The organism is Micromonospora sp. NPDC005215 (assembly GCF_040607915.1).
In the GTDB taxonomy this organism is placed as follows: domain Bacteria; phylum Actinomycetota; class Actinomycetes; order Mycobacteriales; family Micromonosporaceae; genus Micromonospora.
The window spans coordinates 19473-35336 of the sequence record NZ_JBEXHQ010000014.1 but is presented as its reverse complement, the minus strand read 5'-3'; the positions used below and the strand labels follow the sequence as shown (position 1 = coordinate 35336).

Genomic DNA, 15864 nt, shown 5'->3' with positions numbered 1-15864 from the left:
ATTGGACTGATCATCGATCGTGACGATGATAACGATCGATTGATCGCAGTGCCGCCCCGGTGGTGTCCGACCCGTGTGATAGCTCTGTAGTCATGTCCGAGGCCATGCTGAGCAAGGTGCGTAAGCTGCTCGCCCAAGCCGAGGACCCGGCCTGCACACCCGCCGAGGCGGAGGCGTTCACCGCCAAGGCGACCCAGTTGATCGCCCGCTACGGCGTGGACCGGGCGCTGCTCGCCGCCCGTGACCCGACCACCGACCCGGTCGGCGACCGGGTCCTGGACATCGTCGCCCCCTACGCCCGCGACAAGGTCGGCCTGCTCGCCGCGGTCGCCGAACCACTGCGCTGCCGCTGCGTACGCCGCCGGCAGGGCAACGGCTTCGCGCTGCACCTGTTCGGCTTCGCCAGCGATCTGGAACGGGTGGACCTGCTCTTCACCTCACTGCTCGTGCAGGCGGCGCACGGCCTGGCCGCCACTGCGGTGCCGTCGGACGACCATCCCGCCGCCTTCCGCCGGTCCTGGCTGGCCGGGTTCGCGGAGGTGATCGGAGGCCGGCTCTGGGCTGCGGAAACGGCGGCGGCCAGCGAGTCGGGGACCCCGTCGGTGGCACTGGTGCTGGCCGACCGGTCCGACCGGGTGCAGCGGCGGCTCGCCGAGCAGTACCCGCGGCTGCGCACCGCACCGCCACGCAGGTTGGGCGGCACCGGCTTCGGGTCGGGGGCGGAGGCCGGCCGCCACGCGGACCTGGGTGGTCGGAACCTCGGCGGCAGCACCGCACCGGCACGGCAACTCGGCCACTGACGACCGCGTGACGGCGGCGGTCAGGCGGGGTTGGTGGGCTGGTGCCGTGACACCGACGCGACGTAGCGGGTGAGCAACTCGTGCCAGCCGACGGTGAGCGCCTCGCGATATCCCTCGGCAGCCTCGCCGTGCCGGTCGAAGTGTCGGTGCTCCAGCTCGACCCGGGTGCGCTCCGGCCCCTCGGACTGGAACAGCACCTCGACCTCGCTCGCGCGGGCCGGGTCCGGCACCGGCGCCCGGTCGGGGCCGATCTGCCAGACGAAGACCAACCGGCGCGGCGGATCCCAGGTGAGCACCCGACCCCAGTCGGCGCGGAAGCCGTACGGGCCGATCTCGTAGAGCATGCCGCCAGCCTGCGGCTCCATGCCCAGCTCGGCCAGCGCGTCCGGGCCGGACCAGGTGTATTCGGTGACCCACCAGTCCGTCAGCTCGTCGGTGAAGACCGCGAATGCCTGCTCGGCGGAACTCGGGACGTGGAGGCTGCACCGTAAGGAGAACCGGTCGACGTCCTGCCGGATGTCGGCCGGATCAGTCATTTCCTGTCCCATAGGCCCGGACCATACCGGCTGATGCCCGCGTGTGCAGCTTCACAGGTGCCCGGTTCCGGACAGGCCGTGGTCGATGCGCCACGGACGGGATGCCCCGCCGGAAAGCGGGTAACCGCGCCGAACGGCCCGGACGACCGGGTCGGTGTGCAGGCGGGCGGGAGAGCATGAGCGAGAGCGCACAGCAGCGGGAGCCGGACCGGGTGGACCCGGACGTCCTGCTCGACATTCCGAAGGTTTCCGTCGACTCGATCCGGCTGGCGGTCGACGGCCTGGACGCCGACCTCTCGCTGCGGGCCCGGGTGGCCAACCTGATCCAGGTCGACGCCGGCGTACGGGTGCACCTGACCAGCGCTGAGCTGGACATCAACGGGGTGCACGCCGAGGCGCAGCTGCGGGTGCGGTTGGAGCAGTTGACCATGATCCTCGGGCGAGCGCTCGACACACTCGACCACAACCCGCAGATCATCGAGGCGCTCGCTCGGACGGCTGCCACCGCCCTCGACGACGTGAACCGCAGCGCACAGCAGTCAGCCCACGAGGCCGTGGCGGTCGAGGCGTCGGCGCGCCGCTCCGACGGCGTACTCGGCGGGCCGGGCCAGCCGGTGGGCGCTGCCGGCACCGTCGCCGGCCCGACCCGAGAGGGCGCCGACCGGTCGAGCGCCGACCGGTCGAGCGCCGACCGAGTGGGCGCCGATCGGTCGGGCGCCGATCGACCGGGAATGGGTCGGCCAGGAGCGGGTCGGCCAGGTTCTGATCGGCCGGGAGCGGGTAGGCCGGGCGTCGATCGGCCAGGTTCTGATCGGCCGGGCGTCGGTCGGCCGGGCTCGGGGCCACCTGCGGGAGGCCCCGAGCCGCACGCTGGTGGTCCGGGACCCAGCGCTGGGGGACCCGGGGCCCCCTTTGGGCCAGCGGAACAGCTACGACCGGAGTCCGGCGGTACGCAGGACCACCAACCGGCAGGCCGGCAACACGGGGAGCGGCACCACCCCGAAGGGCAGCGGCCGGCAGATTCGGGTGATGGGCAGCGGCCGTCCGGGGCGGGTCGGGGCACCGAGGGCCCGGCGGAGTCGTCGACCGGGCAGGCCCGCAACCGACCCGATCAGTCGCCCGCCGCCGGCCCGAGCCCGTCTGGGGCTGGTGACGGCGGTAGTGGTCCCCTGGGTGGGGCGCAGGCCGCAGCGCAGAGCGCGGCTCAGCTCGCCGAGCAGGCGGGGGAGACGCTGCGACAGGCCGGGCGCAGCGTGTGGGAGGCGATCCAGAGCGGCATGGCGCAGCACCGCCAGCAGGGGCGCGAGGACTGACGGCCGGGCAGCGAACCCAGCGCCAACTCATGATCGACGCGATTGTGGCAATGTCGCGGCATCCCGCGTATCCGGATGCCCTGATATCCGGTAAGCCGAGTGGATCACATTCCGGCGGACCGCCGAGAAAAGGTGCCCGAACAGCAAGATTCCCACCTGCGTTTCCGCTGGTGGGGACCTCTGTAGCCCGGCGAAAGGCCATGTGGCCAGGGGCGGGGTCGAACCGCCGACCTTCCGATTTTTAGGCACGTACATTTTTGCAGGTCAGAGCACCGCAGAGGGCCACCGTGCGATCACCGTGCGACTAGCTCTGCATCGTGATGTGCCGGGGCAGCCGTGCGACATCACCGTGTGCGGCGAGTTCCGACAGCCCTTTGCGATCTCGCGGTCACGCCCGTCGACGGCGTGCAGGTACCGGCGAGCGGCCGCCATGGACGAGTGCCCGAGTCGCTTCATCAGGTCGGCCAGGGTCGCGCCGGTCTGCGCGGCGAGGGTCTGCCCGGTGTGCCGTAGGTCGTGGAAGGTCAGGTCATCAAGGCGGCCCGCAAGCGGGCCGCGCCGGCCCGGCCGGCTGCGTTGGTGTCCCGTCCGGCTGTAGTTGGCACCACCGTGGCACCTGTCCGGATCGACTTGGCATCTACGCAGGGCCGCGCTGTTGCTCATGACCCCGTGGCTTCCGCTCGCTGTCCACCCCCGGGGCACTCCTCGGGCGGGGCGTAGGCGCGAATGGTGCCGTTGTGCCGCGCAACTCTTCCGTCGGAGGTGAGGGCTACGAGGCGTTTACAGACGGGGCACCGTCCCCGCTGGTGCTGCGGGCGCTGAGTCACCTTGCCTCCCCGGGTAGGTAGTTGCACGTCTTCAGTTTCATCCGCCGAACCATGCCGCCCACCCCATCGTTGCCGATCGAGGCTCGGAAGCGGGCTGGCCACGGAAGGTGCCAGGTTCGGCCGGACAGGACAGTTGGCGGACTGCAAGAGCTATTGCCCTGCGGGCGGGGATCTTCGACAGAGATGGGGGAGGCCGTCCGGACGGCGCGGTAGTCGGTGGTTGCGCGGGTCGCCATGTGGGGGAGGGTGCGGCGTGCGATCTACGTGCGATAGGCGGCGGACATCACAGCTCAAGAGCGGTCAGCCAAGGGCAACGTCGATCGTTGCGAGATGAGGGCATACAGCAAGATCCCCACCTGCGTTTCCGCTGGTGGGGACCTCTGTAGCCCGGCGAAAGGCTATGTGGCCAGGGGCGGGGTCGAACCGCCGACCTTCCGATTTTCAGTCGGACGCTCGTACCAACTGAGCTACCTGGCCGTACCGCTGCTCGGCCCATGTTACCCAACAACCGGACGAACCGACGGGAGGGCGACATGCTCCGATACGCAGAACGCCGCGCGAGGCGCGGCGTCAGCGCTGCGGTCCTGACGGGACTTGAACCCGCGACCTCCGCCTTGACAGGGCGGCGAGCACTCCAACTGCTCCACAGGACCTAGCTTGTGTTGCTCCGGCTTGCGCCGGTCGTGCCCCCAACGGGATTCGAACCCGTGCTACCGCCTTGAAAGGGCGGCGTCCTGGGCCGCTAGACGATGAGGGCGGCCCCGCCATCATTGCACATCTGCAACTTCAAGCGGACTTGCTCCCATCCGGCCCCGCCGGAGGCTTGGAAAGCATACGTGATGCCCGGTCGGTGAACAAAATCGGTATCGGCAATGGCTTGGATCGGGTCATAACCGCAGCTCAAGGGTGTTCTAACGGAGTCGGGTGATGCCGAAGCGCTGCTTCAGGTCCGCGATCAGATGGGGGCAGGCGGCGAGCGTCGCGGCCCGATTGCCGCCCCCGTCGTGCAGCAGCACGATGGCACCGGGGCGGGCGGCGGCGTGGACCCGCTTGCCGATCGTGGCGGCGGTCGGCTTGTCCCAGTCCTGGGGGTCGACCGACCAGTGCAGGGGGCGCATGCCGAGATCCTTAGCCACCCCGAGCACCTCCGACGTCCACCGGCCGCCCGGCTGCCGGTAGAAGGACACCTTCGTCCCGGGTGCCGCCGCCTGGATGGCCTTGTTGGTGCGGTCCAGGTCGGCCCTGATCTCGGCGACAGGTCGCCGTGCCAGGTCGAGATCGTGCCGCCAACTGTGGTTGCAGAGCTGGTGTCCCTCGCGGATGATCCGGCGGACCAGCTCCGGGTGCCGCTGCACCTCCCGGCCGACGACGCAGAAGGTGGCAGTCACCTTGGAGGCCCGCAGTTGGTCGAGCACCTTCGGTGTCCAGGCCGGGCTGGGCCCGTCGTCGAAGGTCAGGACCACCGGTCGCGCGCCGGTGTTGCGCCGCAGGCCGGCGGGGAGCTTGGCCGGCAGTGGTCGCAGCGGAGGCTTGGGCGGCTTGGCGAGGGTGGGGTGCGGCGACGGGGTGGGCGTTGTCGATTGCACCGGCTGCGGTGTGCCGGCGGCTGCGATGGTGCGGTCCGGCTGGGCGCAACCGGACAAGACCAGCGCCATGGCGAGGACGGACGCCAGAACGGCGCGGGCTTGCATCTGCTCGCTCCCGGAGGGGTCGGGGTAGGCGGACCCCCGACGGTAGTTCACGCCGCAATTGAGGCGACAGTGCGGTCAGTCACGCCTCGACTGGTCCAGCGAGTCACGGACCGCGACGGCGAGCGAGACGGCCTCGGCCAGGTCGATCGGCCGCACCACCCCCGCCGGCAGCGTGTCGGCTCGCCAGCCGGGGCCGGCGGCGAGCACCAACAACGGGCGGCGGGGTGCTGCCAGCAGCGCGCTGAGCTGGCCCGGGTCGGCGGTGGCCCGGGTGTGCGACCAGAGCACCACAGCGGCCGGTCCGGTCCGGTTGACCGCCTCCAGGAGGGCGGCGACCGGCACCCGGGCGCCGAGCGTCCGGTAGCTGACCCCGGCCTCCGCGAGAGCGGCGGCCAACGCCTCCAGCGGCAGGGTGTGCTGCTCCTCGTCGGCGCAGGAGAGCAGGATGCGGGCCGGCCCGGTGGGAACCTTGGCCCGACTGGCCGCCGCGAGCGCCTCCGAGACGCAGCGGGACACCAGGTGTTCCACCTCGATCAGGCCGGCGGTGGCGGCGTGGCGTTCGCCGATGCCGGCGAGGACCGGGCGGAGCAGCCCCTCCCAGGTGGCGACGACCCCGCCAGCGGCCAGGGCGTGCGCGATCGTCTCGCTGATCACCGCCGCGTCCAGCCGCACGGCGGCGCGGGCCAACCCACGGGCTGCTGGTCCGGCGCGGCCCACCGGGATGGTTCCGCCGCCATCCCGGCCCGGTCGGTGGATCCGACCGGGGGCGACGGTCTCGGTGGGCATCGGGTCCGGTGCCTGGCGGGCCCAGCGGGCCGCCTCGGCGGGGCTCACCCCCTCGGCGGTGAGTCGTCGCATGATCTCGAGGCGGGCCAGGTCGGTGGGCGTGTACCGGCGGTGGTGACCGGGAATGTGCTCGCTGGGCCCGAGCCCGTAGCGCTGGTGCCAGGTGCGCAGGGTCGTCACCGCGACCCCCAGCCGGCGTGCGACAGCGCCCGCGCTCAGCGCCTCATCGACCACCCGACCGCTCCGCCGTGTCATCCGCCGACGATCCGGGCGGGGTCACGGCCGGAGCGGGTGCGCCCGACGCGGCGCCCAAGGGGTGCAGTAGCCGGTTCATCACCCCGCCCAGCCAGGGCGCGTACGACCGAGGGTCGAGATCCAGGTCGGCTGCGAGTGCGGCGGGGTCAGCCCACCGCAACTCGGCGACCTCGTCCGGGTCCGGCAGCAGTGGAGCCGCGGGCAGGAAATCGCCCCGCAGCACGTGGTCGTACTCGAATTCGACCCGACCGGTGGCCGGGTCCTCGGCGTAGTAGACGTAGACGCCGACCTCGGTCAGCTCGACCGGGCCCGCGCCCAACTCCTCGCGTAGCCGCCGGTTGGCCGCCTCGGCGAGTGACTCGCCTGGCCGGGGGTGGCCGCAGCAGGAGTTGGCCCAGCGCAGCGGGAACCGGGTCTTGACGGCGGCCCGGCGTTGGAGCAGCACCTGGCCGTCCGGGTCCACCAGCAGCACCGAGAAGGCCCGGTGCAGTTGCCCCGGAGGCTGGTGCGCGGCCGCCACGGTCAACGTGCCGTGGGCCTTGCCGGTCTCGTCGACCAGCTCGACGAGATGATCCTCGCGGCTTTTCATCGGCCTTCCCCACTGATCCGGCCGGCGGCGAGCTTGCCGGAGATGAGCACCATCGGTACGCCCACCCCGGGCTGGGTGCCGGAACCGACGAAGACCACGTTCGGCAGGTCGCGGTGCAGGTTCGACGGGCGGAACGGGCCGGTCTGGAAGAGGGTGTGCGCGGCGGCGAACGGGGTGCCCGCGGCCATCCCCTGCTCTTCCCACTCGGCGGGGGTGATCGCCCGCAGCACCTCGACCCCGGCGCCGAAGCCGACGTAACCGCGTTCCTCCAGGGTGCCGATCAGCTGGTCGCTGTAGCGCTGGGTCAGGTCGCCGCGCCAGTCGAACGGGGCCCGGTGCAGGTTGGGCACCGGGGCGAGCACGTAGTAGCTGTGCCGGTCCGGTGGGGCCACAGTGGGGTCGGTCCGACTCGGGTTGGTCACCAACAGCGACGGGTCGGTCATCAACTCCCCCCGCCGGATGACCTCATCGAAGGTGCCCTTCCACGCGCGCCCGAAGTGGATGTTGTGATGGGCGATCTTCGCATATCCCTGTCGGGACCCGACGTGCAGAACGACGCAGGACGGGGAGTAGGTGAGGCGACGCTGCGAAGCGGCGGGGAGCAGGTCCCGGTAGGCGACAGGTAGGTCGGGGTTGAGCACCACCACGTCCGCCTGCACCAGCTCGCCGTCGGCGGTGAGCACACCGGTGGCCCGGCCGTGCGCCGTCTCCACCCGGGTCACCGTCGTGTCGTACCGGATCTGCACGCCGTGCTTCTCCGCGGCGCCCGCCATGGCCTTGGAGACCGCGTGGATGCCACCGCGCGGGAAGTAGACCCCGGCCACCGAGTCGAGGTACGCGATGACCGCGTAGATGGCGAGCGCGTCGTGCGGCGCGAGGCCGGCGTACATCGCCTGGAAGGAGAAGATCCGCTGGGTACGCGGGTCGCGGAAGAATTGGTTGATCTTCGTCTGGAGGCGGCGGAAGGCCCCGCCGCCGAGCAGCTTGAGGAGGTTGCCGGTGATCAGGTCGGTCGGCGCGTCCAGGTTGCGCTCGATGAAGTCGGTCCGCTCCAGCCGCCACAGTTCGCGGGCGTAGTCGACGAAGCGCAGGTAACCGTCGGCCTCGCGCGGCCCGCAGACCCGGGAGATCTCGGCGGCCATCCGAGTGGTGTCGGTGAGCACGTCCAGTGTCGAACCGTCCGGGTAGTACGCCCGGTAGGCGGGATCGAGCGGGGTCAGGTCGAGCCAGTCGTGCAGCTCCTCACCGACCGCGCCGAGCGCCTCGGCGATCAGGTCGGGCATGGTGAGCACTGTCGGGCCGGTGTCGAACTCGTAGCCGTCCACGGCGAGCCGGCCGGCTCGACCGCCGGGCACCGGCTCACGCTCCAGCACGGTGACCTGTCGCCCGCTGCCCGCCAGGTGCAGCGCGCAGGCGAGCCCGCCCAAGCCGGCCCCGACGACCACCACCCGGTCCGTCCGTCCTGTCACCGTCCGCACGTGACCACCTCCTCGAGAAAGTCGCTCATCAGGCCCGCCGGTTGGTCGCGGCGGTGGCCAGCCCGGTCAGCGCGGTCCGCGCCGTCCGGTCCACGGGTGCGGCGTCGAGCGCGGCCAGCGCGTCGCTCACCCGCTCGGCGATCATCCGTTCCACCCGGGCCACCGCGCCGGTCTCGGCCACCAGTTCGGCGAGCCGGTCGACCGGTTCGTCGCCGGCCCGATCCAACGCCCTCAGCTGGGCCGGCGTGGCCAGCTCCCGAGCCAGCATGAGCAGCGCTGTCGGCTTGCCGGTGCGCAGGTCGTCGCCGGCCGGCTTGCCGGTGGCGGCCGGATCGCCGTAGACGCCGAGCAGGTCGTCGCGGAGCTGGAACGCCTCGCCGACGGCCAGGCCGTAGCGGGTGTACGCGGAGACCAGTGGGTCGTCGGCGGGCACCCCGGCCAGGCAGGCGCCGAAGAGCAGTGGTCGCTGGACGGTGTAGCTGGCGGTCTTGTAGCGGGCCACCCGCAGCGCCCGGTCGACAGACCAGCTGGCCGGGTCGTTCTCGCCGAGCACGTCGAGATACTGCCCGGCGACCGTCTCCACCCGCATCTGGTCGTAGCAGCGGCGCACCTCGAACAGGCGGCCCGGTGGCACCGTGGCGTGGGCCAGCAACTGATCGGCCCAGACCATGCAGAGGTCGCCGATGAGCACGGCGACGGCCTCGCCGAACCGCCCGGGATCACCGCGGTGGCCGGCCTCGATGTGCTGTTCGGCGAGCGCGACGTGTGCGGTGGGTCGGCCGCGACGGGTGGTGGAGGCGTCCATCACGTCGTCGTGCACCAGGGCGAAGGTGTGCAGCAACTCCAGCGCGGCCAGCGCGGGCAGCACTGGCGACAGGGACTCCGCGCCGCCGACCGCCCCGCGCCAACCCCAGTAGGCGAACGTCGGCCGGATCCGCTTGCCGCCGACGAGGACGGCCTCCCGCGCGGAGGCGGCGAAGGCCCCCATCGAGGTGTCGATCTCGGCGAGGGAGTCGACCTCGGCGGCGAGGAAGGCCGTCAGGGTCTCGTCGACCGCCGTGACCAGCTCCTGGGTGTACGCGGCCAGAACGGCCTGGACCGGGTCGTCCCGGTCGACCGGCACTGCCGCCGCCACACGAGTCGCATTGCCCGCAACTGCGTCGTTGGCCATGCGGCTGAGCGTACCCTAGGCTACGAGTTGCGTCGATTGGTGCGTCGATAATTGAGGGAGGGCCGGTGGACACTGATCTCACCGCTGCCTATGACCGGTGCCGTGAGCTGCACAAACGTCACGGCCGCACCTACTATCTCGCCACCCGCCTGCTTCCCGCCTGGAAACGGCGACATGTGCACGCCCTCTACGGGTTCACCCGCTACGCGGACGAGATCGTCGACCGCACCGAGGATCTGCCGCCGGCCGAGCGGGCCGCCCGCCTCGACGACTGGGCCAGCCAGTTCCTCGCTGGCCTGCGCGGCGCGTCCGTCGACGACCCGCTGCTGCCGGCCGTGCTGCACACGATCGCCGTCTTCGATCTCGACCCTGACGACTTCGCGTCGTTTCTGAAGAGCATGGCGATGGATCTGACCGTCACCGCGTACCCGACCTACGACCATCTGCTCGACTACATGGAGGGCTCGGCGGCGGTCATCGGCACCATGATGCTGCCGATCCTGGGCAGCTCCGATCCGGCGGCGGCACGGGAGCCGGCCCGGCAGCTCGGGTTCGCCTTCCAACTCACCAACTTCATCCGGGACGTCGCGGAGGACCTCGACCGGGGCCGCACCTACCTGCCGGACGAGGACCTGGCGAAGTTCGGGGTCACCCGCGACGAGCTGGTCGAGGCCCGCGCCCGGGGCCGCGGCACGCCCCGCACCCGTGAGCTGATCGAGTACGAGGTGACCCGCGCCCAGGCGCACTACGCGGCCGCAGCGCCGGGCATCACCATGCTGGCGTCGGCTTCGCAGGCCTGCATGCGCACCGCGTACGCCCTCTACGGCGGCATCCTCGACGAGGTCGCCGCGTACGACTACGACGTCTTCGCCCGGCGCGCCATCGTGCCGCAGCGGCGACGGATGGCGGTGGCCGCACGCGCTCTGCTCACCTCGACCGGTACGCCGGTCGCCATCCCCGGGCCGACGGTCGACCCGGAGACCCGGTGAGCGCAGGCACCGGAATCGTGCTCCTCACCCGCGACCTGCGGGTGCACGACCACCCGGCCCTGGCCACCACCTGCGCGGCCTTCGACCGGGTGGTGCCGCTGTACGTGCTCGACCCGGAGCTGGCCGACCGGTCGGCCAACCGCACCCGGTTCCTGCACCAGGCCCTCGCCGACCTGCGCGCCGAGCTGCGCGAGCGCGGCGGCGACCTGGTGGTACGACACGGTGACCCGGTGACCGAGACGATCCGGCTGGCCGGCGAGGTCGGTGCCACGGCGATCGCGCTCTCCGCCGACGTCAGCCACTACGCCCGCCGCCGGGAGCGGCGACTGCGCGCCGAGTGCGAGCGGCACCGGCTGCACCTGCGACTGTTCCCCGGGCTGACAGTTGTCGAACCCGGGGCGTTACGGCCCGGTGGCGGAGGCGACCACTACCGGGTGTTCAGCCCCTACCACCGGGCCTGGGCGGCCAACCGGTGGCGCGAGGAGTTGGCCGCGCCACGCCGCGTGACGTTGCCCGACGGGGTGCGCGTGGGCAGCCTGCCGAAGCCGCCGGTCGGGGACTCGCCGGACGCGGCGGTCGGCGGCGAACGGGTCGCCCGGCAGCGGCTCACCGACTGGCTGCCCGACCTGGACCGCTACGGCGACCAGCACGACGACATGGCCGGCGACGACACCTCCCGACTCAGCCCGTACCTGCGCTTCGGCTGCGTGTCTCCGCTGGCGGTGGCCGGTCGCGCCGGGGACCGGTCCGGGCCGTTCGTCCGGCAGCTCTGCTGGCGGGACTTCTACTACCAGGTCACCGCCGCCTTTCCGGAGATCTCGACCTCGGCGTACCGGCGGGGCGCCACCGAGCAGTGGCGCTACGACGACGACGCGCTGGCGGCCTGGACCGAGGGGCGGACCGGGATGCCGATCGTCGACGCCGGGATGCGGCAGCTGCGTGCGCAGGGCTGGATGCACAACCGGGCCCGGTTGATCACCGCCGGCTACCTGACCAAGCACCTCGGGCAGGACTGGCGTGCGGGGGTGAAGGTGTTCTTCCGCTGGCTGCTGGACGGGGACGTGGCGAACAACTCCGGCAACTGGCAGTGGGTCGCCGGCACCGGCAACGACACCAAGCCGTACCGGGGGTTCAACCCGGTCCGGCAGGCCGAGCGGTACGACCCGGCCGGCGACTACGTGCGTCGGTGGGTGCCGGAGCTGGCGACCGTGCAGGGCAAGGCCATCCACCAACCGTGGCGGCTGCCCGAGGCCCTCCGCCAGACGCTCGACTACCCGCCGCCGCTCTCGGTACCGGGCACCGACCCGGTCTGGCTGCGCTGATCAGAGGCAGGAGTGCAACACCTCGACCAGCTCGTCCACCCGATCGTGCTCGGCGAGCTGCGCGGTGGCGTACGCGAAGGTGTAGCCGCGCCGCGGGTCGGCCCACGCGCTGCTGCCGCCGAGGCCGCCCATGCCCCAACTGCCGTCCGGCTCCCACTGCATGCCCAGCGTCCATCGGACCTGGCGGTCCAGCAGCAGGTCCGGCCCGTCGTACTGGACCCGGGTCGCCTCGGTGACCAACTCCGGGCTGACCAGCCGGACGCCGTCCAGGACGCCACCGGCCAGCAGGCCGGTGTAGAGCCGGGCCAGGCCGGCCGCGGTGGCGTGCAGGTTGACCGCCGGCATCTCGGCACCCCGCCAGAGCGAGCTGTTCAACACGGCGAGGTCCAGCCCGCCGGCCGGGTTACCCATCGCGCGTGCCCGCAGTGAACCGGGCTCGCCGAGCTTCCGACCCGGCCACCCCGGGTCGCCGTAGCGCATCTCGGCGCAGCGCCGCTGGTCCGCCTCGGCCAGCCCGAAGCCGATGTCGAGCCGCCACGGACCGGCGACCTCCTCGGCCAGGAACCGGCCCACCGACCGCCCGTCGACCCGGCGAACCAGCTCACCCACCAGGTGCCCGTACGTCCAGGCGTGCTCGCCGGCCACCGAGCCGGGCGACCACTCGGGGTCGGCGGCGGCCAGGTCGCCGGCGAGCAGCGCCCAGTCGGCGATCGCGGTGGCGGGCCTGGGCACCGGGAAGGCTGGCAGCCCGGCGGTGTGCGACAACACCTGGCGCACCGTGGCGGGGGTGCGGAACTCCGGCCAGTACCGCTCGACCGGCGAGTCGAGGTCGACACTTCCCCGGTCGACGAGCATCAGCAGACAGAGCGCGGCCACCGGCTTGCCGACCGAGTAGACGTTGGCCAGGGTGTCCGGCCGCCACTGTTCACCGTCGGGTCCGGCGCCGGTCCGGAAACCGCCGACCAGGTCGACGACCGGCTGTCCGTCGTACCAGATGGTCAGGCCGGCGCCGGTCTCCCGGCCGGAGGCGAACAGGTCGTGGAAACAGTCCCGGACCGGTGCGAAACGTGCGTGCATCCCGCCACGGTAAGCGCCCCGGACTGACTTTTCGCCCACCCCGTTGGTTGCGGTGGTGTCGCTGGGGGATGCTGTTCCGGTGGCGGAGCCGGAGCTGGTGGATGTGGTCGTGGTGGGGCTCGGAGTCGGCGGCGAGGAGGTCGCCGAGCGACTCGCCGAGGCCGGCCTGAGTGTCGTCGGCATCGAACGGGACCTGGTCGGTGGGGAGTGCCCGTACTGGGGCTGTATCCCCAGCAAGATGATGATCAGGGCCGCCAACGCGCTCGCCGAGGCCCGCCGGGTCGACGGGCTGGCCGGGACGGCGCAGGTCCAGCCGGACTGGGCGCCGGTGGCCAGGCGGATCCGCGAGGAGGCCACCGACACCTGGGACGACACGGTTGCCGCCGACCGGTTCACGGGCCTCGGCGGCCGGCTCGTGCGAGGCAGTGGCCGCCTCGACGGCCCAGGCCGGGTCCGCGTCGGTGACCAGGTGTTCCAGGCCCGGCACGGGGTCGTGCTGGGCACCGGCACCCGTCCGTCGGTGCCGCCGATCGACGGCCTGGCCGACACCCCGTACTGGACCAACCACCAGGCGATCGAGGCCGACCAACTGCCGGAGTCGCTGCTGGTGCTCGGCGGCGGCGCGATCGGCCTGGAACTGGCCCAGGTCTTCGCCCGCTTCGGGGTGCGGGTCACAGTGGTGGAGGCACTCGACCGGGTGCTGGCCGTCGAGGAGCCGGAGGCGTCCGACGTCGCCGCCGCGGCGCTGCGCGCCGACGGCGTGGAGATCCACACCGGGGTACGCGCCGAGCGGGTCGAGCACGACGGGACCCGGTTCACCCTGCACGGTGGCGGCGGGGCGGAGTTCACCGCCGACCGGCTGCTGGTGGTGACCGGGCGCAAGGCCCACCTGGAAGAGCTGGGGTTGGACACGATCGGGATGGACGCCGGCCAGCGTTACCTGCCGGTCGACGACCGGTTGCACGTCACCGACCACGTCTGGGCGGTCGGCGACCTGACCGGCGAGGGCGCCTTCACCCACATCGCCATGTACCAGGCCGGGATCGTGATCGCCGACATCCTGGCCCGCGCCCGGCAGGCGAGTGCGGGGGCGGACGCCAGCGGCACCTCCAGCGTGGTCGGTGGCGCGATGGGGGCGTCCAGCTCGCTGGCCGCCAGCGGGTCGAGCGGGTCGGCCGGCACCGTCCCGCGAGCCGACTACCGCGCGCTGCCCCGGGTGACCTTCACCGATCCCGAGGTGGGCGCGGTCGGACTCACCGAGCGGCAGGCCCGCGAGCGGGGCATCAACGTGCAGGTCGGTTTCACGAAGCTCGGCAGCTCGACCCGTGGTTGGATCCACCGGGTCGGCGACGACGGTTTCATCAAGCTCGTAGCGGACGCCGACCAGGGCGTGCTGATCGGCGCGACGTCGGTCGGCCCGGCCGGCGGCGAGGTGCTCTCCGCACTGGTGGTGGCGGTGCACGCGGCGGTGCCGCTGAGTCAGCTCCGCCACATGATCTACGCCTACCCGACCTTCCACCGGGCCATCGAGTCCGCGTTGCACGACCTGTCCTGACGCCCGCGCCGTGTGCCTTCGCGTCCTGCGCCGCGCCCCCACGCCCTGCGCTCCGCGCTCAAGATCCGAGCAACTTCCCGGATGTTGCTGCCTCCGACGTGCAGGAGACACCAACATCCCTGATGTTGCTCGGATCTTGGCAAGCGGGCATTCGGCGTGACCGGAGAACGGCACGAGCTGGTGTTGGGCGCCGTGCATGGGATGGCACTGGTACTGGCGGTGGCACTGGCACTGGCACTGGCACTAGGGCTGGCACTAGGGCTGGCACTGGCGGCGCGTGCGGCGCGGGCTGGTGTGTGACGCGGCTGTTCAACCTGACCGATTTTCCCGCGAAGGCCCACCGTGCGGTCTAGTGGACGCGCCTGTTTAGTAGTCGATGGGAAGAATGCGGCAGCTAGCCAGCAAACGTCGGGCACTTTGCTGTTCATTTCTTGCATTCTGGTGACGTACGATTGCGACCGTGACCAAGCGGTTGACTGAAGTTGCCAAGAAGGCCGGCGTCAGCGAGGCCACCGTCAGCCGGGTGCTCAACGGCCGTGACGGGGTTTCCGAGGCGACCCGGACCGCCGTGCTGACCGCGCTCGACGTGCTCGGTTACGAGCGGCCGACCAAGCTGCGTGGCGAACGCGCCCGGCTGGTCGGGCTGGTGTTGCCCGAGTTGCAGAACCCGATCTTCCCGGCGCTGGCCGAGGTCGTCACCGGGACTCTCGCCCAGCGTGGTTACACCCCGGCTCTCTGCGCCCGGACCATCGGCGGGGTGTCCGAGATGGACTACGTGGAGATGCTCCTCGACCATCAGGTCTCCGGGGTGATCTTCGCTGGTGGCTCGTACGCGCTCACCGACGCCCGACACGACCACTACCGCCGACTGACCGACCGGGGCCTTCCCGTCGTGCTGGTCAACGCGGGCGTTGACGAGTTGGGCTTCCCGCGGGTCTCCACCGATGACGCGGTTGCGGTCGAGCAGGCGTACGGGCACCTGCGCTCACTCGGGCACGAACGGATCGGGATGGTGCTCGGCCCGGAGGGGCACGTGCCGTCCCGGCGCAAGCTGGACGCGATGATCCGGGCCGCAGGGTGGGACGAGGCCGACACCGAGTGTGTGGAGCGGTCCAGCTTCTCGATGGAGGGCGCGCGGGTCGCCGCGACGAAACTGGTCGAGCGCGGCGTGACCGGCATCATCTGCGCCAGCGACGTACTGGCGTTGGGCACGATCCGTGCGGCCCGGCGGTTGGGGCGTTCGGTGCCGACCGACGTGTCGGTGGTGGGCTTCGACGACTCCGCTTTCATGACGTGCACCGACCCGCCGTTGACCACGGTGCGGCAGCCGATCGAGACGATGGGGCAGGCTGCCGTGGACCTGCTTGTCACCCAGATCGAGGGTGCCGGCGTGCTGCACGACGAGTTGCTGTTCGAGCCCGAGTTGGTGGTACGCGGCTCGACCGCTCCCGCCCCCGGTCGCTGACGACCGCTCC

Annotated in this window: 14 protein-coding genes and 3 tRNA genes; 6 read left to right on the top strand and 11 right to left on the bottom strand. The window is 71.8% G+C overall.

What is annotated here, in order from left to right:
• Positions 1-92: 92 nt before the first annotated feature.
• Positions 93-800 carry a DUF2786 domain-containing protein gene (locus ABZU25_RS13430; RefSeq protein ID WP_355029603.1) on the top strand — a complete coding sequence of 236 codons (708 nt, stop codon included), beginning with the start codon at positions 93-95 and terminating at the stop codon, positions 798-800.
• Between the two features lie 20 nt (positions 801-820).
• Here the strand turns inward: ABZU25_RS13430 and ABZU25_RS13425 are convergent, their stop codons facing one another.
• Positions 821-1348 carry an SRPBCC family protein gene (locus ABZU25_RS13425; protein WP_355029602.1) on the bottom strand — a complete coding sequence of 176 codons (528 nt, stop codon included), beginning with the start codon at positions 1346-1348 and terminating at the stop codon, positions 821-823.
• Between the two features lie 164 nt (positions 1349-1512).
• On the opposite strand from ABZU25_RS13425, the gene ABZU25_RS13420 reads away from it, so the two are divergent.
• Positions 1513-2649: a hypothetical protein gene (locus ABZU25_RS13420; protein ID WP_355029601.1), complete on the top strand. Its 1137-nt coding sequence runs from the start codon at positions 1513-1515 to the stop codon at positions 2647-2649.
• 264 nt (positions 2650-2913) lie between these two features.
• Here the strand turns inward: ABZU25_RS13420 and ABZU25_RS13415 are convergent, their stop codons facing one another.
• From ABZU25_RS13415 to ABZU25_RS13375, 9 genes are all read right to left on the bottom strand, one after another.
• Positions 2914-3312 carry a tyrosine-type recombinase/integrase gene (locus tag ABZU25_RS13415; protein ID WP_355029600.1) on the bottom strand — a complete coding sequence of 133 codons (399 nt, stop codon included), beginning with the start codon at positions 3310-3312 and terminating at the stop codon, positions 2914-2916.
• Positions 3313-3879: 567 nt separating this feature from the next.
• A tRNA-Phe gene (locus tag ABZU25_RS13410) sits at positions 3880-3953 on the bottom strand.
• Positions 3954-4055: 102 nt separating this feature from the next.
• Positions 4056-4129, bottom strand: a tRNA-Asp gene (locus ABZU25_RS13405).
• Positions 4130-4160: 31 nt separating this feature from the next.
• Positions 4161-4233, bottom strand: a tRNA-Glu gene (locus ABZU25_RS13400).
• A 154-nt stretch (positions 4234-4387) separates the two neighbouring features.
• Positions 4388-5218, bottom strand: coding sequence for a polysaccharide deacetylase family protein (locus tag ABZU25_RS13395; protein WP_355029599.1), 831 nt, complete (start codon positions 5216-5218; stop codon positions 4388-4390).
• Positions 5219-5242: 24 nt separating this feature from the next.
• Positions 5243-6187: a MerR family transcriptional regulator gene (locus ABZU25_RS13390; protein ID WP_355029691.1), complete on the bottom strand. Its 945-nt coding sequence runs from the start codon at positions 6185-6187 to the stop codon at positions 5243-5245.
• On the bottom strand, positions 6177-6797 hold the full coding sequence (gene idi, locus ABZU25_RS13385) for an isopentenyl-diphosphate Delta-isomerase (RefSeq protein ID WP_355029598.1): 621 nt from the start codon (positions 6795-6797) through the stop codon (positions 6177-6179). The genes ABZU25_RS13390 and idi overlap by 11 nt, the downstream gene beginning before the upstream one ends.
• The gene (gene crtI, locus ABZU25_RS13380) at positions 6794-8275 is read right to left on the bottom strand and encodes a phytoene desaturase family protein (RefSeq protein WP_355029597.1); all 1482 of its coding nucleotides are present in this window, start codon (positions 8273-8275) and stop codon (positions 6794-6796) included. The genes idi and crtI overlap by 4 nt, the downstream gene beginning before the upstream one ends.
• Before the next feature lie 28 nt (positions 8276-8303).
• A complete protein-coding gene (locus ABZU25_RS13375; RefSeq protein WP_355029596.1) occupies positions 8304-9446 on the bottom strand; it encodes a polyprenyl synthetase family protein in 1143 nt (380 codons plus the stop codon).
• A 65-nt stretch (positions 9447-9511) separates the two neighbouring features.
• Between ABZU25_RS13375 and ABZU25_RS13370 the strand changes: the two genes are divergently transcribed.
• Positions 9512-10435: a phytoene/squalene synthase family protein gene (locus tag ABZU25_RS13370; RefSeq protein ID WP_355029595.1), complete on the top strand. Its 924-nt coding sequence runs from the start codon at positions 9512-9514 to the stop codon at positions 10433-10435.
• Entirely contained in the window at positions 10432-11757 is a 1326-nt protein-coding gene (locus ABZU25_RS13365) for a deoxyribodipyrimidine photo-lyase (RefSeq protein ID WP_355029594.1), read from the top strand. The genes ABZU25_RS13370 and ABZU25_RS13365 overlap by 4 nt, the downstream gene beginning before the upstream one ends.
• Here the strand turns inward: ABZU25_RS13365 and ABZU25_RS13360 are convergent, their stop codons facing one another.
• The gene (locus ABZU25_RS13360; RefSeq protein ID WP_355029593.1) at positions 11758-12834 is read right to left on the bottom strand and encodes a serine hydrolase domain-containing protein; all 1077 of its coding nucleotides are present in this window, start codon (positions 12832-12834) and stop codon (positions 11758-11760) included.
• A 79-nt stretch (positions 12835-12913) separates the two neighbouring features.
• Between ABZU25_RS13360 and ABZU25_RS13355 the strand changes: the two genes are divergently transcribed.
• Positions 12914-14389: an FAD-dependent oxidoreductase gene (locus ABZU25_RS13355; protein ID WP_355029592.1), complete on the top strand. Its 1476-nt coding sequence runs from the start codon at positions 12914-12916 to the stop codon at positions 14387-14389.
• A 460-nt stretch (positions 14390-14849) separates the two neighbouring features.
• A complete protein-coding gene (locus ABZU25_RS13350) occupies positions 14850-15854 on the top strand; it encodes a LacI family DNA-binding transcriptional regulator (RefSeq protein WP_355029591.1) in 1005 nt (334 codons plus the stop codon).
• Positions 15855-15864 lie beyond the last annotated feature (10 nt).

Bases quoted from the DNA above. Each gene is read 5' to 3' on its own strand.
- ABZU25_RS13430 (WP_355029603.1), top strand. From the start codon at position 93: ATGTCCGAGGCCATGCTGAGCAAGGTGCGTAAGCTGCTCGCCCAAGCC.
- ABZU25_RS13425 (WP_355029602.1), bottom strand. From the start codon at position 1,348: ATGGGACAGGAAATGACTGATCCGGCCGACATCCGGCAGGACGTCGAC.
- ABZU25_RS13420 (WP_355029601.1), top strand. From the start codon at position 1,513: ATGAGCGAGAGCGCACAGCAGCGGGAGCCGGACCGGGTGGACCCGGAC.
- ABZU25_RS13415 (WP_355029600.1), bottom strand. From the start codon at position 3,312: ATGAGCAACAGCGCGGCCCTGCGTAGATGCCAAGTCGATCCGGACAGG.
- idi (WP_355029598.1), bottom strand. From the start codon at position 6,797: ATGAAAAGCCGCGAGGATCATCTCGTCGAGCTGGTCGACGAGACCGGC.
- ABZU25_RS13375 (WP_355029596.1), bottom strand. From the start codon at position 9,446: ATGGCCAACGACGCAGTTGCGGGCAATGCGACTCGTGTGGCGGCGGCA.
- ABZU25_RS13360 (WP_355029593.1), bottom strand. From the start codon at position 12,834: ATGCACGCACGTTTCGCACCGGTCCGGGACTGTTTCCACGACCTGTTC.